General features: G+C 72.2%; 15 protein-coding genes and 2 pseudogenes. 7 read left to right on the top strand and 10 right to left on the bottom strand.

Going from position 1 to position 19,502, the window contains the following annotated elements:
- Nucleotides 1-23: 23 nt before the first annotated feature.
- A complete protein-coding gene (locus J8M51_RS23990; protein WP_086762100.1) occupies nt 24-575 on the bottom strand; it encodes a DUF1707 and FHA domain-containing protein in 552 nt (183 codons plus the stop codon).
- A gap of 255 nt (nt 576-830) precedes the next feature.
- Between J8M51_RS23990 and treZ the strand changes: the two genes are divergently transcribed.
- The gene (gene treZ / locus J8M51_RS23985; protein ID WP_086762104.1) at nt 831-2,576 is read left to right on the top strand and encodes a malto-oligosyltrehalose trehalohydrolase; all 1,746 of its coding nucleotides are present in this window, start codon (nt 831-833) and stop codon (nt 2,574-2,576) included.
- Nucleotides 2,577-2,702: 126 nt separating this feature from the next.
- On the opposite strand, the gene J8M51_RS23980 is transcribed toward treZ, so the two are convergent.
- Together J8M51_RS23980 and J8M51_RS23975 are read right to left on the bottom strand one after the other, a co-directional pair.
- A complete protein-coding gene (locus tag J8M51_RS23980; protein WP_267299460.1) occupies nt 2,703-3,641 on the bottom strand; it encodes an aminoglycoside phosphotransferase family protein in 939 nt (312 codons plus the stop codon).
- A 55-nt stretch (nt 3,642-3,696) separates the two neighbouring features.
- Entirely contained in the window at nt 3,697-4,857 is a 1,161-nt protein-coding gene (locus J8M51_RS23975) for a M24 family metallopeptidase (RefSeq protein ID WP_216589470.1), read from the bottom strand.
- Between the two features lie 250 nt (nt 4,858-5,107).
- Between J8M51_RS23975 and J8M51_RS23970 the strand changes: the two are divergent.
- Nucleotides 5,108-5,864, top strand: a pseudogene (locus J8M51_RS23970) (phosphodiesterase).
- 30 nt (nt 5,865-5,894) lie between these two features.
- Here the strand turns inward: J8M51_RS23970 and J8M51_RS23965 are convergent.
- Nucleotides 5,895-6,509 (bottom strand): PDZ domain-containing protein, encoded by a 615-nt coding sequence (locus J8M51_RS23965; RefSeq protein WP_267299459.1) that lies wholly within the window; start codon nt 6,507-6,509, stop codon nt 5,895-5,897.
- A 225-nt stretch (nt 6,510-6,734) separates the two neighbouring features.
- On the opposite strand from J8M51_RS23965, the pseudogene J8M51_RS23960 reads away from it, so the two are divergent.
- Nucleotides 6,735-7,389: pseudogene (locus tag J8M51_RS23960) on the top strand (CTP synthase C-terminal region-related (seleno)protein).
- Nucleotides 7,390-7,405: 16 nt separating this feature from the next.
- Here the strand turns inward: J8M51_RS23960 and cyc2 are convergent.
- From cyc2 to J8M51_RS23940, 4 genes are all read right to left on the bottom strand, one after another.
- Complete coding sequence (gene cyc2, locus J8M51_RS23955; RefSeq protein WP_086762764.1) at nt 7,406-9,613, bottom strand: germacradienol/geosmin synthase Cyc2; 2,208 nt, start codon at nt 9,611-9,613, stop codon at nt 7,406-7,408.
- A 288-nt stretch (nt 9,614-9,901) separates the two neighbouring features.
- Nucleotides 9,902-11,053 (bottom strand): damage-control phosphatase ARMT1 family protein, encoded by a 1,152-nt coding sequence (locus J8M51_RS23950; protein ID WP_086760656.1) that lies wholly within the window; start codon nt 11,051-11,053, stop codon nt 9,902-9,904.
- On the bottom strand, nt 11,046-11,648 hold the full coding sequence (locus tag J8M51_RS23945; protein ID WP_317852985.1) for a hypothetical protein: 603 nt from the start codon (nt 11,646-11,648) through the stop codon (nt 11,046-11,048). The genes J8M51_RS23950 and J8M51_RS23945 overlap by 8 nt, the downstream gene beginning before the upstream one ends.
- A 178-nt stretch (nt 11,649-11,826) precedes the next feature.
- Nucleotides 11,827-13,638 (bottom strand): S8 family peptidase, encoded by a 1,812-nt coding sequence (locus J8M51_RS23940; RefSeq protein WP_086760642.1) that lies wholly within the window; start codon nt 13,636-13,638, stop codon nt 11,827-11,829.
- A gap of 387 nt (nt 13,639-14,025) precedes the next feature.
- Here J8M51_RS23940 and J8M51_RS23935 point away from each other — a divergent pair, with 387 nt between their 5' ends.
- Nucleotides 14,026-15,018, top strand: coding sequence for a lytic polysaccharide monooxygenase auxiliary activity family 9 protein (locus tag J8M51_RS23935; RefSeq protein WP_086760643.1), 993 nt, complete (start codon nt 14,026-14,028; stop codon nt 15,016-15,018).
- A gap of 82 nt (nt 15,019-15,100) precedes the next feature.
- On the opposite strand, the gene J8M51_RS23930 is transcribed toward J8M51_RS23935, so the two are convergent.
- Nucleotides 15,101-15,754 (bottom strand): Tat pathway signal sequence domain protein, encoded by a 654-nt coding sequence (locus tag J8M51_RS23930; protein WP_086760645.1) that lies wholly within the window; start codon nt 15,752-15,754, stop codon nt 15,101-15,103.
- 746 nt (nt 15,755-16,500) lie between these two features.
- On the opposite strand from J8M51_RS23930, the gene J8M51_RS23925 reads away from it, so the two are divergent.
- Nucleotides 16,501-17,160 carry a DUF6230 family protein gene (locus J8M51_RS23925; protein WP_086760648.1) on the top strand — a complete coding sequence of 220 codons (660 nt, stop codon included), beginning with the start codon at nt 16,501-16,503 and terminating at the stop codon, nt 17,158-17,160.
- Nucleotides 17,160-17,561: a DUF6114 domain-containing protein gene (locus J8M51_RS23920; protein WP_179203342.1), complete on the top strand. Its 402-nt coding sequence runs from the start codon at nt 17,160-17,162 to the stop codon at nt 17,559-17,561. Before J8M51_RS23925 ends, J8M51_RS23920 begins: the two co-directional genes overlap by 1 nt.
- 81 nt (nt 17,562-17,642) lie before the next feature.
- Here J8M51_RS23920 and J8M51_RS23915 read toward each other — a convergent pair whose 3' ends face one another.
- The gene (locus J8M51_RS23915) at nt 17,643-18,017 is read right to left on the bottom strand and encodes a hypothetical protein (RefSeq protein ID WP_086760650.1); all 375 of its coding nucleotides are present in this window, start codon (nt 18,015-18,017) and stop codon (nt 17,643-17,645) included.
- 200 nt (nt 18,018-18,217) lie between these two features.
- On the opposite strand from J8M51_RS23915, the gene J8M51_RS23910 reads away from it, so the two are divergent.
- Nucleotides 18,218-19,465, top strand: a complete 1,248-nt coding sequence (locus tag J8M51_RS23910; protein WP_086760652.1) for a cytochrome P450 family protein — start codon at nt 18,218-18,220, stop codon at nt 19,463-19,465.
- The last annotated feature ends 37 nt before the right edge of the window (nt 19,466-19,502 follow it).

Raw genomic sequence — 19,502 nt, 5'->3', positions numbered from 1 at the left:
TTGCGGTGGGGTCGGCCGGGCGGTCACTCCGAGGAGAGCCGGAACGTCATACGGCCGAAACTCACCTGGTCCCCGTCGCGGACGACGGCCGCGCCGATCACCCGGCGGCCGTTGACGGTGGTGCCGTTGGTGGAGCCGAGGTCGCGCAGGATCCACAGGCCGCCCTGCCGGCTCAGCTCGGCGTGCACCCGGGAGACCGTCTCGTGGCTGAGCCGCAGCCCGCTGCCCGGGTCCCGGCCTATGCGCAGGGCGTGGCCGCTCGCCGGGTGCGGCAGCTGGAGCTTGGGAAGCCGCTCGGACTGCCAGGCCCGGCGCAGCTTCACACCGAAGCCGGAGACCGCGCCGACGGTGCCGAGCACCAGCCGGGACCAGCGCTTCTCGGCGGGCAGGTCGGCGGTGAGCGCGGCGAGTTCGTCGGAGCGGCGGGCGGTGAGCGCCAGCTCCATCCGCCGGATGAACGTGTCGTGGGACAGGCGGCCCAGCGCGACGCCGTCACGGAGCGCCCTCAGCGCGCGGTCGCGCTCGGCGTCCGACAGCCGCGCGGGGTAAGTGTGGAACTCGAAGGACGACGTCACGCTGGTGATTGTCGGTCAGGGGGACATGAGGTGTCCAGACAGGCCGCGAACGGTGACCATCCCCGGACATGCCGGAACATGCGCGAACACGCCCGCCGGGGGATGCGACGCGCGCGGGCAAAAGCGGCGATCCGAGCACGCGGCGATCTCGTTTGCCGCACGATGGACTTCGGTGGCGAGAGGGGACTCGCCCTCTTCGGCCGCCGACCCCTGACTACCCAGGACCACCACCGGCAGCCGAGGGAGAACCGTTCCGTGCAGTTCGAGGTGTGGGCACCGCAGGCCGACCGTTTGGCTCTCCACCGCGAGGGCGCCGTGCACGCCATGGAGCGCGATCCGGAGCGGCCGGGGTGGTGGACCGTCGAGGCAAAGGCGTCGGACGGCACCCGCTACGGCTTCGCCGTCGACGACGGCCCGGTACGGCCCGATCCGCGCTCCCGCCGCCAGCCGGACGGCCCCGACGGGCCGAGCGCCGTCGTCGACCACGGGCGGTACGCGTGGCGGGCCGAGTGGTCCGGGCGCGGGCTGCCGGGCGCGGTGCTGTACGAGCTGCACGTGGGCACGTACACCCCCGAGGGCACCCTGGACGCGGCGGCCGGACGCCTCGCCCATCTCGTCGAACTGGGCGTCACCCACGTCGAGTTGATGCCGCTGTGCCCGTTCCCGGGGACGCACGGCTGGGGCTACGAGGGAGTCTCCCTGTGGGCCGTGCACGAGCCGTACGGCGGTCCCGAGGCGCTGAAGCGGTTCGTGGACACGGCGCACGGGCTGGGCCTCGGGGTCGTGCTGGACGTGGTGCACAACCATCTGGGCCCGTCGGGCAACTACCTGCCCGTGTTCGGCCCGTACTTCACCGAGCGGCACCACACGCCGTGGGGCGCGGCGGTCAATCTGGACGCGCCCGGCTCGGACGAGGTGCGGGCGTACTTCCGGGACAGCGCGCTCGCCTGGCTGCGGGACTACCGTCTCGACGGGCTGCGGCTGGACGCGGTGCACGCGCTCAGGGACACCCGCGCACGGCACTTCCTGGAGGAGCTGTCGGCGGCGGTCGACGCGCTCGCCGGGGAGGTGGACCGGCCGCTGTTCCTGATCGCCGAGTCGGACCTCAACGACCCGCGCCTGGTCACCCCCCGCACGCGGGGCGGCCTGGGGCTGCACGCCCAGTGGAACGACGACTTCCACCACGCCCTGCACACCACGCTGACCGGCGAGTCCCAGGGCTACTACGAGGACTTCGCGCGGGCCGGTCTCGCGGGGCTGGCGAAGACCCTGACCGGCGGCTGGTTCCACGACGGCACGTACTCGTCCTTCCGGGAGCGCCGCCACGGCCGGCCCCTGGACCGTACGAGCGTCTCCGCGCACCGGCTGCTGGGCTACACCCAGACCCACGACCAGGTCGGCAACCGCGCCCAGGGCGACCGGCTCGCCGCGACCCTCTCCCCCGGTCTGCTGGCGTGCGCGGCCACGCTGACGCTCGCCGGGCCGTTCACCCCGATGCTCTTCATGGGCGAGGAGTGGGCCGCGTCCACGCCCTGGCAGTTCTTCACCGACCACACCGATCCGGAGCTGGCGGAGGCCGTACGGCGGGGGCGGCGCCGGGAGTTCGCGGCGCACGGCTGGGCCGAGGAGGACGTCCCCGACCCGCAGGACCCGGCGACCCGCGACCGCTCCTGCCTCGACTGGTCCGAGCCGGCCCGTGAGCCGCACGCCCGGATGCTGGCCTGGTACCGCGCGCTCATCACCCTCCGGCGCACCTTCCCCGACCTCTCCGACCCCGACCTGTCCGACGTCAAGGTCGCCTACGACGAGGAGGCCCGGTGGTTCGGCTTCCGGCGGGGCGACGTCCGGGTGGCGGTGAACCTGGGCAAGGAGACGGCGACGATCCCGGTGGGGGTGCCGCACGCGCGGGTACTGGCGTCCTGGGAGCCGGTGGAGGCGCCGGGGGCGGACGGGGTGCTGACGCTGGGCGGGGAGTCGTGCGTGGTCCTGACGGTGACATGATCCGACGAGGAGCCGCAAGCCCCTTGGGCCGCAGGCTCCTAAGGGGCGCGGGGAACTGCGCGATCAGCCACGCACGGCCCGCAGTCGCCCTGCTACGCGTACCCCCGAGCCATGAGGCGCCCCTCCTCAGTCCTCACCCCGCAGATCCGTCACCCTCTCCAGCAGAATCGGCTCCCACCCACGACGCAACCGGTGGCGCAGGACGGGGAGGGGCGCACCGGCCCGCCCCCGCACCCCCTCCGCGAGAGCGATCACCGTGTCGCAGCGGGCCAGCCACAACCCGCGCAGACAGGGCCGGGCCCCGTACCCCGCGAGGGTCGCCGCGCGGACGGCGGCCGGGGAGCCCACGGCCGTGGCGAGGCCCGCGATGTCCTCGGCGGGATCCCCGAGCGCCGCGTCGGCCCAGTCCAGAACCCCCCGCACCCGGCCGTCCGCGCTCAGCACCAGGCGGTCCCCGGTGAGCCCGTGGTGCACCAGCACGGCCCCCGGTGCCGTCAGCTGCGCCGCGTTCGCGGCGGGCAGCTGCCCGAGCCGCCCCGTGTCGAACTCGTCGGCCTCGGCCAGCAGCCGTGCCGCCCGCCCCGCCGCCGCCCGCAGTGCCTCCAGCGAGCGCGGGGCGAGCCGCGGCACCCCGAGCGCCTCGGCCTGCCGCGGCGGCACCTCGCGCAACCCGGTGAGCAGCGCCGCCAGATCGGCCTCGCCCACGGCGGACACCTCGTGGTCCTCCGCCGTCCCGCCCGGCAGCCGTGTGTCGAGCGTGTAGGTGAGGCCCCCGGACCATTCGCCGTGCGCGACGCTCACCGGGACCGCGACACCGATGTGCGGCCGGACCAGGTCCCGCAGCCTCACCTCGCGGCGCTGCCGTCCGACGGCGTGCCGGTCGGTCGCGAGGCGCAGCACATGGCGGGTGCCGACCCACCAGCTGCCGTGCGTGTCGTCCCCGGCGACGGGCGTCACGTCGGGGCCGTCGCCGCCCTTGCCGCCGGGCCGGCCCTCCCCGTTCTTCAGCAGGGTACGGACCAGCCGGCGGACGCTGTCCGCGGTGGGTGTCGGTGCCTGGGTCATGGTCGCGCCGTCGTCCGGGGTCAGGAAAGCCGAAGGAGTGGGGGTACTCGGCCGGTCACTCGACCACCGCCAGTTCGCGTGAGGTGGTGTTGAGACGTCGGCCGCCGCTCTCCGTCACCGTCACGATGTCCTCGATCCGTACACCGAAACGGCCCGGCAGATAGACGCCCGGTTCGACCGAGAAGCACATCCCGGGCACGAGGGGCCGCTCCTCCCCCTCGATCATGTACGGCGGTTCATGGGTGGTGACGCCGATGCCGTGCCCGGTGCGGTGGACGAACCGGTCGCCGTACCCGGCCTCGGTGATGACCGCGCGGGCGGCCCGGTCGACGTCCTGGCAGGCCGCGCCCGGCCGTACCGCGCGGAATCCGGCCTCCTGGGCGGCCCGTACGAGGTCGTGCACCGCGCGTTCCTCGGCGGCCGGTTCGCCGACGTGGACCGTGCGGGAGGTGTCGGAGCCGTAGCCGTCCTTGAGGCCGCCGAAGTCGAGGACGACCATGTCGCCGTGGCCGATGACCCGGTCTCCGGCCTCGTGGTGCGGGTTGGCGCCGTTGGGGCCCGAGGCGACGATGGTGAAGTCGACCTGGGAGTGGCCGAACCGGCGCAGCAGCGCGGCGAGATCGGCGGCGACGTCGGCCTCCCGGCGCCCCGCGAAGGGGACCTGCCGGATCTCCTCGTACGCCCGGTCGGCCGCCGCGCCCGCCGCCGCCATCCGCTCCAGTTCGGCGGCGTCCTTCACCGCCCGGAGCATGGGCAGCGTCTCGGTGAGCGCGACGTACGCCGTGCCGGGCAGCCGCCGCTGCAGGCCCAGCAGATGCAGTGCCCAGGTGTTGTCGCTGACGCCGAAACGGCCGCGTGGGCCGAGGACGGAGACGGCCGCCTCGTAGGGGTCCTTGCCGTCGGTCCAGTCGCGGAGGGTGAGTGCGGGGCCGCCGGGGGCCCCGGCGGCGTCCGGGGCCTCCAGGGTGGGGACCACCAGCACCGGGTCCTCGCCGTCGCGCAGCACCAGCATCGTCAGCCGCTCGGTCTCCGGCGGGTGGTGCCCCGTCAGCCACACCAGGTCGGGGCCGGGCGCCACCAGCAGCCCGTCGAGCCCTTCGTCCGCGGCGGCCCGTGCGGCGCGCCGCATCCGGGCCCGGTAGTCGTCGGCGGTGAAGGGGGCGGGCGGGGCCCCGGCCGGGGCGGGCGCGGTCCCGTCGCTGGGCGTGCCGGTCATCCGTGCCTCCGTCTGCTCGGAGTCCCCTGGTGCTACGGGGCTACGGGCAGCATCCTGCCCCTCCGCCGCGGCGCACGCGAGCCGATTGACACCACCATCGCATCGTCGCGGCGTCAGGGGCGGCGGGTACGGCCACCGCGTTCCGGGGCGCCCCGGGCGGCCTGAGCTAACGTCTGGAGGTTGCCCAACCATTAGTTCTAATGTTTGGATGCAGATGTCCCGTTAGGCAACCCCGAGGAGGCGTACGGCGATGCTCGTACTCGCGCACATCAGTGATCTGCATCTGGACGGGAGCGACCGGGCGACCCGCCGGGCGGAGCGGGTGCGGGATCTGCTGTGGGGGCTGCCGGGGCGGGTGGACGCGCTGCTGGTGACCGGGGACATCGCGGACCACGGCACGGAGGCCGAGTACGAGGAGGCGGCGCGTCTGCTGGGGCTGCGGGACGGCGGGGTCCCCTTCCCGGTGCTCACCTGCCCGGGCAACCACGACAGCCGGGCGCCGTACCGCAAGGCGCTGCTCGGGGAGGAGCCCGCCGACGGGCCGGTCAACACGGTCCATGTCTTCGCGGAGGCGGCCGTGCTGATGTGCGACTCCAGCGTTCCGGGCCGGGACGAGGGCGAGCTGGAGTCGCGGACGTACGCCTGGATCGAGGAGACCCTCGACGGTCTCGACGGCGACCGGCCGGCACTGCTCGCCTTCCACCACCCACCGGTGGCCCTCCACCACCCCCCTGCCGGACGGCTACCGGCTGGGCCGGCCCGCGAAGCTCGCCCGGCTGCTGGAGCGCCGGCCGGAGATCGCGGGGATCATCACCGGCCACGCCCACACACCCGCCGCGACCCTGTTCGCCGGGCGCCCGCTGGTCGTCGGCCCGGGGGTGACGTGGACGCTGCGGCTCCCGTGGGAGGGCGACCAGGTCGCGGACCGGGAGGCGCCGCCCGGACTGGCGTTCCATGTGCTGGACGACGAGGGGCGGCTGACCAGCCACTTCCGGGTGGCCGTGTAGGGGGTTCGGACCGGGGGCGGTCCCGGGGGCTCAGGTGACGACGCCCGGTACGGCGACCAGGTGCCGACGGGTGCCGTTCGCGTGCCGGACGAGGAGTCTCATCGCCACGCCGGGGCGGGCGGCGGTGACGGCCCGCGCGAGGTCGGCCGCCGATCCGGTCCGGGTACCGCCCAGGGCGAGGACGGTGTCACCGCGGACGAGGCCCGCGCTGTAGCCGGGGCCCGGGACATGCACGCCGACGACACGGGCGCCACTCCCCGCGGCGCCTCCGGGGGCGTCGACGACTTCGACTCCGAGGGTGGGGCGGGTGGGCGCGCCGATGGGCGCGCCTGTGGGCGCGGTAACCGAACTCCCGCTCCCTGCGGCCGACTTGGGAACGCCACCCGAGGTCCGGCCGTCGCCGTCCGGCGCGCTCTCCCGCGGCTCGGCGAGCCGGCTCATGCCGATCACCGTGGCGCCCATCGTGCCGAGTCCGACGCCCGACAGGACGAGGGCCGCGCAGCCGAAGAGAGCGAACAGCAGGGTGATCAGGCGTTGCCGAGCGCGGCGGGGCGCGGCGTGCGGGCGCCGGGCGGTGCCGGACGGACGGCCCTCACCGGACTCCCGGCCCGGCATGGGCTTGGGCCTCAACACGGTCTGTTCCATGATCTCGCCACCTCCGGCCGGGGACCTACCCGGGGCAGCACGGCACGACGAGCCACGAAAGAGTGAGACTGACACCCCGTCACATCGGGTCGGGGGCCGGCCGGGGCCCGGTCAGCTCCCGCACGAGGGCCGCCGCCGCTCCCCCGGGCGTCCGGCCGTGCACCAGCTCCGTACGGTGCACCAGGCGTCAGGGACCGCTCCCCCGACGTCGTCTCGCACAGCCGGATCCCGCTGCTCCTCGACGCCCTCGCCGGACGGGACCGGCTCGTCCTCGACGCGTACTGGATCCCCTCCGAGGACGCCGCCGCCGACGCCGGAGCCGTACGGGGCTTCGACGCGGTGTGGGTGGTGCCGGGCAGCCCGTACCGCAGCGAGGCCGGGGTGCTCTCCGCGATCCGGACCGCGCGGGAGGAGGGCATCCCGTTCCTGGGCACCTGCGGCGGCTTCCAGCACGCGCTGCTGGAGTACGCCCGGAGCGTGTGCGGGCTCACCCGGGTCGCGCACGCCGAGACCGAGCCCGACGCCGAGGACTTCCTCGTCGAACCGCTCGCCTGTTCCCTGGTCGGGCACGAGGCGACGGTCGTCGTCGAGCCCGGGTCGCTCGCCCAGTCCGTGATGAACGCCGAGCGGTCGGTCGAGCGGTACTTCTGCGCGTACGGCCCGACCCGGCACCCTGCGCGCGCACGGACTGCGGTTCTCCGGGCACGACGAGGCCGGGCAGGTGCGGATCGCCGAACTGCCCGGTCACCCCTTCTTCCTGACGACGCTCTTCCAGCCGGAACTGGCCGGCGACGGCAGCCGTCCGCATCCGGTCGTACGGGCCTTCGCCCGCGCCGCGGTCGAGCACGCGACCCGGGCGGCGGCACCCCGGCCGGTGTGAACCGGCCGCCCGGGACTCAGCCGGCGGGAACCGGGACGAACGGCGGCACCGGCGGGCGGTCCGGGACGAAGCCGTGCGCCCGGCGGGCCAGGAACGCGGACTTGTAACGGTCCACCCCCCGGTGCCAGTTGAGGATGCCGGACATCCAGTTCCGCAGATCGTCCACATAGCCGTCCATGATGGCGCGCGCCTCCTCGGACAGCGCGAAGTCGTCGTAGACGACGGGGAGTTCAGCGGCGACGACATGCTCGAACTGCCGCATCCGCTGGGTCATCAGATCGTGGATCACACCGAGCGCCTGCGGGTAGTCGCAGCCGAAGAAGTTCTGTACGACGAGGATCGCGTTGTGCACCTCGCCCTCGTACTCGATCTCCTTCTGGTAGGAGAAGACGTCGTTGATCAGCCAGCCGTAGTCGATCGCCGCGTTCTCCAGGGAGCGGACCGGGCCGCTGCGGTAGACCTCCGGGGAGATCTGCGGGCCGTGGCCCAGTCGGCACAGGCTGAGGGTGAGGTCGGAGCCGAAGGTGGCGCGCCGCATCTCCAGGTAGTCGACCGGGTCGGGGACGCGGTGCTGGATCTGGTTGAACACCTCCCACACCCAGCTCTCCGTCATCTTGTCGACGGACGCCTTCAGACCGCGCCGCTCGTCGGGGGTCATCTCCGCCGTCGTCCGTGCCCAGAGGTCGACGAGGCCCCGTTCCATGCCGTTCACCGGGACGGGGGCGTGCTCGCCGTCGACGGGCATGCAGTCGGAGAGCCGGGCCGTGGTCAGACGGGCGGCGGCGAGGTCGCGGCGGTGGCCGAAGACCAGGGGGTAGTAGTCGTCGCCGTAGGTGCCCCAGGCCAGCCAGCCGGAGCTGAGGTCGAGCTCCTCGGCCGTCGCGTCCGGGTCGAGGCCGGCGGCGCAGAGCGGGAGGTCGGCGGCGGCGAGCCGCTCCTCGTCCCAGACCCCCTCGCTCAGCATGCCCATCTCGTGCATCCAGGCGGTGAGGCGGGGGCGGGCGCCGTCCAGATGCGGGCACAGCTCCACCTCGAACGGCATGTGGAAATCGGGGAGTTGTGAGGGCCCGACCTTCTGGTACGGCACATGGGTGTGGGCGCGCAGCCGCTCCGCCGCGGCCGTCGCCAGCAGTGCCCCGACATCGGCGGCGGACGTCCCGAAACCGGCCTGGGCGACCAGGGCGGGACCGGAGAGGACCGCGCCGCCGAGGTCGAGCGGTCCGCGCGCGGAGGCGGCCCCCTGGTTCATGTAGCGGCTGGACCGCATGTGCCATTCGTGGCCGCCGGACTGCCAGTCCTGGAGGCCCTTGGTGTACGCCGCGACGGCGGCGACCTCGCCGGGAGTGAGTCCCTTCTCCAGGGCAAGGGCGGGGACTTCGGTGAGGGCGGTGTTCTCGAACTGGTGCAGCCGGGAGGTGAGGATGTCGTTGACGGTCTCGGCGGCCTGCTGGGTGCCGCAGCCGAAGAAGGTCTCCAGGACGAGCACGCCGTTGCTGTTCTCGCCCTCCTCCTCGACCTCCCGCTGGTAGGAGAACAGGTCGTTGCGCAGGTGGACGGCGTCGGAGAACGTCTCCATCAGCACCCGCAGCGGCCTCGACTCCGCGACGGACGCCGGGACTTCGGCGGTCGCGTACTCCACGAGACCGGCCGACCAGGGCGCGCCGCCGACCTTGCGGCGCATCTCGATGTACTCGACCGGGTTGGCGATCCGGCCCTCGTTGATGTTGGACAGCTCCCACATCGACTCGTTGAGCAGATGCTCGGTGGCCACGGCGAAACGGCGGCGCCAGTCCAGCGACATCGCCGGGACCGTGCGCGCCCAGAGGTCGGCGAGGCCCGCCTCCACCGGGTTCCGCGGCTCCGGCACGGGGGTGGTGAGGTCCAGGGGCATGAAGAGCGGGAGCCGGTCGAGGTGGGCCTTGCCGCCGGGGCGGTCCTGGGACCGTTTGAACAGCTCCAGGAAGTGGTCGTCGAAGAAGAACACCCACACGTACCAGTCGGTGATGAGCGAGAGTGCGGGGCCGTCGCAGTCGGGGTGGGTGTACGCGCACAGCAGGCCGTAGTCGTGCGCGTCCAGGTCCGCCCGGTCCCAGACGCCGGAGCCCTCCAGCATGCCCATCTCCCGTGCCCACTCGGTGGAGTGGGCACGGGCCTCTGCCAGGTGGGGGTTGAGCCGTGCGGGATACGGCAGGTAGAAGTGCGGGAGTTCGAAGGGCTGCGTCATGGGCGGGCCCTACCCGTGGTCCTCGGCGGGCATCCGGATGGGGGCACATGATCACACCATCGCGTGAACGTGGGTGGGTTTTCGCCCCCGCCGCCCCTACCCGTCCCTCCCCCACTCTCGGCTGCGCTCGAGCGGGAGGTGCCCCCATCCAGGGGCTGCGCCCCTTCGACCCCCGCTTTCGCGCTCCGCGCGGGGGTGAGTGGGTACGCGACGGTTCGGTGGGGCTTCTCGCGCAGTTCCCCGCGCCCCTTTCGGGGCGCGGGAGTGCTGCGCCCCGCTCCCCCGGGGTCAGGTTCGCAGTTGGATCAGAGCCCTTGTGCCGCTCGTGCGCCAGTGGTGGCCCTCGGCCTCGGTGAGGGTGGTTTCCGTTCGGGGAGTCAGGCCCGTGACGACGTCGGACTTGAGGGTGCGGAGGGCGGCCACCGGGCCGGGGAAGTAGGCGGTGACCTCGGTGAAGGGGGTGGTGGGAGGCCAGAGGCGGTCGCCCACCAGGCGGCGGTAGTTGAGGTCGCCCTTCATGATCGTCAGGTCGGCCGAGGCGAAGTCCGCGCGCAGGTCGGCGGGCATGTCCGCGTACGGCAGGGGGGCGCAGGAGAAGGGGTGGGCGCGGAGGACCAGGCGGCCCTCGGTGAGCGCGGTGTGGAGGCGGGTGCCGGCGTCGGTCTTCGCGGTCACCAGGTGCCGCAGCGCGTCGAGGGTGTCGGCGGTGGTGGCGTCCGAGACGAAGTACGGGTACGGCTTCAGGTGCAGGACGGCGCGGTCGAAGTGGCCGTGGGTGAGGAGGTGGTCGATGAGGAGAAGGTCGGGGATCAGTTCGCGGCCCGCGTTGTCGGCGACCAGGCAGAGTGTCCTGCCCGTCAGCAGGGAGAGCAGCGCGTCGCTGTCGTCCGCGACCAGCGCGGAGTCGACCGACTTCTCCTCGGTGCTCTGGAGACGGAAGCCGAGGTCCGCCCGGTTGCCCCAGAGGGAGCCGTGGAGGAGGGCCGTGAGCTGGTCCGGGAGGGGCTGTTCCGACAGGGGGCCCAGCGCGGTGAGTTCGGCGGCGGCCTCGGGGGTGTCCAGTTCGGCGAGCTTGAAGGGGCGGAACGGGTCGACGCCCTGCCAGGGACCGGGGCCGAAGTAGCCGACGGCGCGCAGGAGTTGGCGGTAGAAGCAGCTCTCGGCGGCGAGGAAGGGGAGGGAGAACCAGGAGCGGCCGGCGTAGCGGCGTACGTTCCAGGTGTCCCACCAGTCGTCGTCGGCCGGTGGGGCGAGCACGCCCTCGGTGCTGTTGCGCAGCAACTCGTCCAGGGCGCGCCGCTGTTCGGGGCCGTAGGGGGTGGCGTCCAGGACCTTGCGGATGAGGGCGGGGTGGCGTTCGGCGAGGACGCTGTGCGGGAAGGAGGCCGGGTCGTCGCTGCGGATGACCGGGGCCGCGGCGGGAGCGGACGCGTCAGGCATGGCCGTGGGCTCCTCCGGGGGCACTGGGTGTGCCGGGTGCGCGGGGTGGGAGTTCCAGCTGCTTCAGCTTCTCGTCGAGTTGCTTGTGGAAGCCGGCCTCCGTCCACACGAACTTCCGGAACTGGTCCGTCGTCAGCGGGCCCGGCCAGGGGCTGCCGCTGGGGTAGAACACGGAGTCGCAGGAGGCGCAGTGGTGGGCGGGGTTCCACAGGGCTTCGACACGGGGCCTGCCCGCCGTGACGGTGGCGCGTTCGCGGGCCTCGCCGCGGATCACCCAGAGGGTGCCGAAGAAGAGCAGGACGGCGAGGACCGAACCGCCGATCGTGAAGAGGGGTTTGCCGCCCTGGACGCCGTGCTGGGCGAGGCCCGCGCAGACACCGGTCAGGACCATGCCCTCCAGGAAGTGCATGACGCTGTCGAACCTCGACTCCGTACCCGGTGCCTTCGCCAGCCGGTCGGAGAGGCCCGACCCCGGGGAGTCGGGGGCGGCACACGCGTCCGGGACCGTACGCACCGCCGGGCCGGAGGTGCCGCAGCGGGGGCAGACCACCGTCACCGGAGCCGGGCCGAATCCCTCGTAGTTCTCTGTCGCCATGCGCATACGCTAACGCCCGCCGGTGCGCCCGTTCCCCTGTGCCCATGAACATGAATGCGCCGGCGGCCGACCGATGCCCGCTCGCATCGGTCGGCCGCCGGCAGTGGGGGGTGGCGGTCCTTCGGTCCGGCCGTTCAGCCGGACCGGTCGGCCGGGATCAGGCCTCGCGGCCCGAGCCTCAGAAGGTGAGCTTCCAGTTGTTGAGGCGGCCGGTGTCCGAGGCCGCGACGTCCTGGACCCGCAGCTTCCAGGTGCCGTTGGCGACCTCGCTGGAGGCGTTCACCGAGTAGGTGGTGACCAGGTTGTCCGCGGAGTCCGAGCTGGAGGCCTTGAGCGGGTAGGTCGAGCCGTCCGGGGCGACCAGGGTCAGGACCAGGTCACCGCGGTAGGTGTGGGTGATGTCCACGCCGACCTGGAGGGCCGAGGGGGCGTTGCCGGTGCGGCCGGTGACGGAGATCGAGGACTCGATCGCCGCGCCGTTGTCCGGGATGGAGACGGCCGTGGTGTTGGTGAAGGTGGTGCCCCCCGTGGAACCTCCACCGGTCACCGCCTGCACCGTCTTGGCCGCGTCGGCGAGGCCGGCGCCGCAGCCGCCCGAGCAGGCGCCCGGCAGAGCACGCGAGTTGGTCTTGATCGCGGACTCGATCTGGGCCGGGGTCAGCGAGGAGCTGGCCGACTTCAGCAGCGCGGCGAGGCCCGCGATGTGCGGGGCGGCCATGCTGGTGCCCTGGTAGTAGGCGTACGACTCCGCGCCCGGGCCCTTGGTGCCGGCGTTCAGCGTGGACAGGATGCCGCCGGACTCGACGGTGCGGGTCTCGCCGCCGGGGGCCGCGATGTCGACGACCGAGCCGAAGTTCGAGTAGTACGAGCGGGCGCCGGCGCGGTTGGTGGCCGCCACCGAGATCACGTTGGAGCAGCTGGCGGGCGAGTAGTTGGCCGCGTTGGCGTTGCTGTTGCCCGCCGCGACGACGACCGTGGTGCCGCGGTTCACGGCGGCGTTGATCGCGGTCTGGGTCGCGGAGGTGCAGGCGCCGCCACCGCCGAGGCTCATGTTGATGACCTTGGCGACGTTGGTGTTGGCGGGGACGCCGGAGACGGTGCCGCCGGACGCCCAGGTGATGGCGTCGATGATGTCGGAGTCGTAGCCGCCGCACTTGCCGAGCACGCGCACCGGGGAGATCTTCGCGTCGTACGCGATGCCCGCGATGCCCTTGCTGTTGTTGGTGGCCGCGGCGATGGTGCCCGCGACGTGCGTGCCGTGCCAGGAGGAGTCGCTGGCAGGGACGCCGGCGCCGCACTCGGTGGCGTTGTTCCAGTCGCCGGGGTCGGCCGGGTTGTTGTCGCGGCCGTTGCCGTCGACGGAGACCGCGGTGTCGGCGATGAAGTCGTAGCCGCCGACGATGTTCGCGGCGAGGTCCGAGTGGGCGACGTAACCGGTGTCGATGACGGCGACCGTCACGCCGGTGCCGGTGACCTTGTCCCAGGCGCCCGGTACGTTCATGCCCGCGGTGGCCTCGGAGAGGTCCCACTGCTTGCTGTACTCGGTGTCGTTGGGGGTGGCCTGCGCCGTGTTCAGGCGGTCCGGGACGACATAGGCGACCTGCGGGTCGGCCTGGTACTCGGAGATGACGTCGGCGACGTCCGTCTTGGTGAGGTCCTCGCCCAGGTCGACGAGGGCGGCGCCGCTGCCGAGGCGGCGCTGGAAGTCGAGGCTCTCGCCGGCCTCCTTGCCCTTGGCGGCGGCGTCGGCGTCGGCGGCCTTGTTCGAGGTGGCCTCGGCGGCACCGGACTTGTAGCCGACGATCAGGCGCTCGGCGACGGTGCCGGGCGCGGCCTCGGTGGCGCCGGCGACGGCGGGCGAGGCGTCGGCCTTCGCGGTCGGGGTCTGGGCCACGGCGACCGATGTGGTCATGCCGGCCACCAGGGCGACGGAGACCGCGGCGACGGATATGAGCTTCCGTCCGGCGGTACGAGAGGGGGAAGTACGCAAGGGCTTCGCCTTTCGTGGCCTGCTCATGTCAGGGGAGGAGCGGCAGTGAAACGCTTCTTCATCGAAGCGGCGGGGGGTCCAGAAAGGGTTGGCGCAGAGACCGGCCAAGCGCGAGTCGTTCCACCAGGGGTTACCTATGGTTCGGCTGTGCGATGACCTTAGGCAAAGCCCAGGTCATGGGGATATGGGGAAAACCCTCGACCCCTGCACAACTCCCCTACACCACCCGGCAGTCGGGCCCGGATGTGCCGCTTCGCCGGGTTTGCCGAGGCATTGCCCGCGCACCGCGTATGGCCGGATCCGACCGGTCGAACAAGGCCGCGCCGTTGAACGGCGCGCCCATGGGTCACGTACCACACGGTGGACCCGTCAGCCACCCTCGACCCCATGGATCGGACGTACCGGATGTACCGCTTGTCCGCCCGCCGCACCTCCGTCACGACCGGTGCGGCGCTCGTCGTGGCCCCCCTGCTGCTCACCGTGGGGACCGCCGCCCCGGCCCGGGCGCACGGCGCGCCGACGGATCCGGTGAGCCGGGTCTCGGCGTGTTCGCCGGAGGGCGGGAGCCAGGGGTCGGCGGCGTGCCGGGCGGCGATCGCCGCGAACGGCGGGCCCTTCACCGCGTGGGACAACATGCGGATCGCCGGGGTGAACGGGCGCGACCGGGAGGTCGTCCCGGACGGGCGGCTGTGCAGCGGCGGGCTCGCGCCCTACAAGGGGCTCGACCTGGCCCGCGCCGACTGGCCCTCGACCCGTCTCTCCCCCGGCAGCACCCTGGACCTGACGTACCGGTCGACGATCCCGCACACCGGGACCTTCAAGCTGTTCCTGACGAAACCGGGATACGACCCGGCGAAGCCGTTGAAGTGGTCCGATCTGCCGGAGAAGCCGTTCGCCTCCATCACCGACCCGCCGCTGCGGAACGGGGCGTACGAGTTCTCGGCGAAGCTGCCGGCGGACCGGTCCGGGCACCATGTGCTGTACACGATCTGGCAGAACACGAGCACGGTCGACACCTACTACTCGTGCTCGGACGTGGTGTTCCCGAAGGCGAAGCGGGCCGACTCGGGGAAGGACGAGGGGAGTTCGGCCGGGACACCCGCCGGGGGCGAGGAGAGCGCGACGGAGAAGCCGGCCGCGGAGCCGTCCGAGCCCGCCGTCGCCACGCCGACCAAGTCCCCGACGACACCGGCGGCCGGCGCGGACGGCTCCGGTGGCGTCGACCGGGCGGCCGACCCCGGCAGTCCCGTCGCCTCCACCACGGACGCGAGCGGCGTCTCCGTACCGCTGGTGGCGGGCGGCGCCACGGCGCTGGTGCTCGCCGCGGGCGCCGCCCTGTACCTGCGCGGACGGGGACGCCGCTCCCGTGTCGACGGCTGACCGCGTCGGCCGTCGCTTCACCTCAGAGGTCGGTTACCGGCCGCCGGACCGGTAACCGACCCGTATCCGGGGTGTGCCGTGATCAGTTGGTGTAGACCGTCGCGCCGCCCTGGGTGGTGTCCGTGACGGGCGCGTACTTCGCCGTGAAGTAGCCGTTGGCGAAGCACAGCGTGGAGCCGGAGGTCTTGGTGAAGACCTGGGCGGTGAAGTTGATGCTGTTGTCGGTGTTGCTGGAGGTGCCGGTGATGCTGGGCGCCTGGTAGACGCAGTTGATGGTGCCCAGCAGCGTGCGCAGGACGACCGTGGTCTGGAGGACCGAGCCCGCCGCCGGGCTGACCGTGACGACGCCGTCCGAGGTCACGGAGGTGGTGTAGGGCAGGTTGTTGACGGTGACGCTGTTGACGCCGAGGACACCGAGGACGTTGCTGGTGCAGCTGCCGAAGGTGTGGGCGTCCACGGACTCGGTGGCCGTGCCGGGCGCGGCCGGGTTGTCGGTGACGGTGGCGGTGAAGGTGGACGCGGCACAGGAGACACCGCTCGTGCCGGTCGCGCTGGAGTAGAACTTGCCGGTGGTGCCGGACGCCAGCGAGGCGCTGAGGACGTCACCGACGGCGACCGCGTCACCGGCGAGGCCGCCGGTGGTGAGCACGGTGTCGGCGGCGGAGGCGGGGCTGATGGCGGACACCATCAGGGCGGCGGTGCCGGCGGCGAGGGCAAGGAGGGAACGCGTACGCATGGGGTGCCTCTTCTCATGAAGTGAGGGACGCCGGTGACGGCCCTCGGCAGGTGCGGGTGACAGCCCTCGCGAAGCGCGGGCTGCGGTGCGGGCACGCGAGTGGACACCGTTCGCGCGGGGGAACGCGGCGATGCCGCACGGCGCCCTGAGGTCGCCGCCGATCCGTGACACGCCTTCTCCGTACGTGACGGATCGACAGCGACAGCGACAGCCGGGGACCGGACACGGCCCAGTGGAGGGGAAGGCGACCGTGCCCGGCACCGCGACGAGGGTGGTGCCGTGCTGGGCCGCGCAGCGCGTTCAGGTGGCGCCACCCACACCCCTGTCTGCGACGGGGCGTTCGGGACGGTGGCATGCGCTGCGCGTCGGATCCGGCGCCACGGATCCGAGGGTGAAACCCGGGAGAGTTGTAGACCTGGGAATGAGCCAACGTCAAGGCGTTGTAGGGAAGTTGATGACCGGGACTCCTCGGCGGGTTGGCCGAAATCAGGGGCCCTGAGCGACAAAACCAAAGGTGAGAGATGTTCACCTTTCACAGAGGGGGCACAACCAACATCCTTTTGCCACAAGCGCCTTGACCCTTGAATGTAACCACCGGTAACTTCGCGAATGGCTACTGCGGCGTAGCAAGTAAGCCCTTGCACCCACGGGAGGTGCGCTCAGGTGTGCGCCGCGATCGCTGTCCGCGCCAGGACAACGTGCCGTCGCAGCTTCATCGCAATGACTTGGAAGTCCAGGGAGCACACATGGCCACGTCCTCGGACGCCACGGCGTCCACCAACGAAAGACCCGAGGGTCCCGAAGCGTCCGGAAGACGCGGGCGGGTCCGCCTCAAGCGCGCCGCGGTGATGGCGGTCCCGGCCACCGCGGTCGCCGCCGGCCTGATGATCCTCACCGCGCAGGGCGCGCTGGGTGTCCAGTTCGCCATCTCCGGCATGCCGTTCGTGGTCACCGCCGACAAGCTCGACGGTGAGGGCTTCGCCCAGTACGGCTCGTTGGACCACATGATCGAGAACAGCCCCAACGAGGGTGACACCGGCGGTCAGGTGCTGGTCGTGACCTCGGTCGTGAAGAACGGCAAGCTGACGAACCTCTGCCAGAGCGTCGACCTCGGCGGCATCCAGCTGATCCTCACCGCCGGCAACAAGGGCACCCCGGTCAGCGTGAAGAACCTGGCGATCGACTCCGACGACATCTCGGGCGACGCCTCGTTCAACAACATCGAGATCGGCCGTGACTCCAGCACGTTCGACAAGGTGGACCAGAAGGGCATGCCCGGTGTCTACGGCCAGCAGGCCGACTCGGTCACCATCACCGATCTGTACCAGCACAACTACGCCGCCACCGCGGCCGTCTTCAAGCTCCCCGACCTGCACATGAGCTTCAAGAGCGAGGGCTGCGAGTAGTGAGCGACTTCCGGGAATGGAGGGGGCACCGGCCGTTCGCCGGTGGCCTGTTGCTGGTGCTGGGCGGCGCGGAGATCCTGCTGACCATGAAGGCGCCGCTGCCGGTCATCCTCAAGATCGGAATGCAGGGGCTGGCGGGCTATCTGCTGCCCTCGCTGATGATCCTGTGCGGGTTGCTGATCCTCTTCAACCCCACCCAGCGCCTGTTCTACTCCATTCTCGGGATCATGCTCTCCCTGGGCACCTGGCTGACCTCCAACATCGGCGGGTTCGTCGTGGGCCTGCTGATGGGGGCGGTCGGCAGCACGCTGGCCTTCGGCTGGCTGCCGGACCAGGAACCCCGGGTCAAGCGCTCCCGCTCCGCGAAACGGGCCGAGAAGCACGCCGCGGAACTCGGGTAGTCGCGGTTGTCCGGCGACCTCGGGTGAATCGTGGTTGCTCGCGCAGTTCCCCGCGTCCCTTCAGGGCGCGGGGTTCGGCGGTTACAGGGCGCCCGCGAGGGCTGTGCGGAGGCGGTCCGTGTCCGTCCAGTAGGTGTCGTGGGTGAGCGGGACGCGCCAGTAGAGGCCGGGGCCCGCCGTGCGGCGCAGGGGCGGCACGGCCACATGACTGCCGCGGCCCAGCACCTGGACGTCGGGCAGCCGCCATTCGGACGCGTCGCCCGGAAGCACCAGCCAGTACATGATGCCGCCGTAGCCGTCCTTGATGACGGCGCCCGTCGCGTTCCCGAGGGACTCCAGAGCGAGGGCGCCGAGGGCGACCGGCACCCGTACGGCGTTCCACCAGCGCCCGGCCGGCACGGTGCGCACTTCGGGGCTGTAGGAACACATCCAGCGCGGGGCCCTGCTGACAGTCATGGCACTCACCTGGCATTTCATGGGGGGGGTGAGGCCGATCCTAGGAGTGGGCCCGGACCCCGACTTGCGAGTACGCGCACGGAAGTTGCCGTCGTACGCAGCACACGCCGCGTGATCTCGCCCGGCGACGCTACGGGGTCGTAGCGTGACGGGTCCCGCACATAGTGTCGGTGGACCGTTCTCGACTGCAGGAGGGCCCGATGGGCAACCCCACCCCCTTGGTGATCGACGCGACCGGCCGTGACATCCACGGTGAGGCCGCCCGGATCCGCGAGACGGGTCCGGCGACCCGGGTCGTGCTGCCGGGGCCGCCCGTCGTCGAGGCCTGGGCCGTCAGCAGCCCCGACCTGCTCAAGCGACTGCTGACCGATCCCCGGGTGTCGAAGGACGCCCGGCAGCACTGGCCGAGGTTCGCCGCCGGTGAGATCACCCCGGAGTGGCCGCTGTTCACCTGGGTCGCCGTGCAGAACATGTTCACCGCGTACGGCGGTGAACACAAACGGCTGCGCACCCTGGTCGCCAAGGCGTTCACCTCGCGCCGTACGAACGCGCTCCGGCCGCGCATCGAGGAGATCACCAAGGGGCTGCTCGACCAGGTCGAGGAGGGCCTGCGGCGCGGCGAGGCGGTCGATCTGCGCGAGGAGCTGTGCTACCCGCTGCCGATCCAGGTGATCACCGACCTGTTCGGGCTGCCCGAGGAACGTGGCCTGGAGCTGCGGGAGTTGGTGGACAAGATCTTCGACACCTCCGCCGATCCCGGGGAGATGACCGCCGCGTTCGGGCGGCTGCAGACCGTGCTCGCCGAACTCGTCGCCGCCAAGCGGGAGTCGCCCGGGGACGACCTCACCTCCGGGCTCATCGCCGCCCGCGACGAGGACGAGACCCGGCTGAGCGAGCAGGAACTGATCGACACCCTGGTCCTGATGATCAGCGCCGGGCACGAGACCACCGTCAACCTGCTCGACCAGGCCGTCCACGCACTGCTGACCCACCCGGAGCAACTCGCCCATGTCCGGGAGGGCCGCGCGAGCTGGGACGACGTGATCGAGGAGACGCTGCGGGCCGAGGCGCCGGTGGCGAGCCTGCCGTTGCGCTACGCCGTGGAGGACCTGGACCTCGGCGAGTTCGGCGGCCCGGAGGGCGTGGTGATAGCCAGGGGCGAGCCGATCCTGGCCGCGTACGCCGCCGCCGGGCGGAGCCCCGAGCGGCACGGGAAGGACGCCGACGTCTTCGACGTCACCCGCGCCGACAAGGAGCACCTCGCCTTCGGGCACGGCGTCCACTTCTGCCTGGGCGCCCCGCTCGGCCGGATGGAGGCCCGGATCGCGCTCCCGGCGCTCTTCGAGCGGTTCCCCTCGCTCGAACTGGCCGCCGAGGACGGGGAGTTGGGGTACGTGGAGTCGTTCATCTCCAACGGCCACCGCCGCCTCCCCGTCCGCGAGGTCTGACGGACGTCCACCGAGCCGCGCGGGAGGCCCGCTCCCC

This window comes from Streptomyces griseiscabiei (assembly GCF_020010925.1).
Lineage (GTDB): Bacteria > Actinomycetota > Actinomycetes > Streptomycetales > Streptomycetaceae > Streptomyces > Streptomyces griseiscabiei.
The sequence above is the reverse complement of the archived record's forward strand: the minus strand, read 5'-3'. Positions and strand labels throughout refer to the sequence as shown.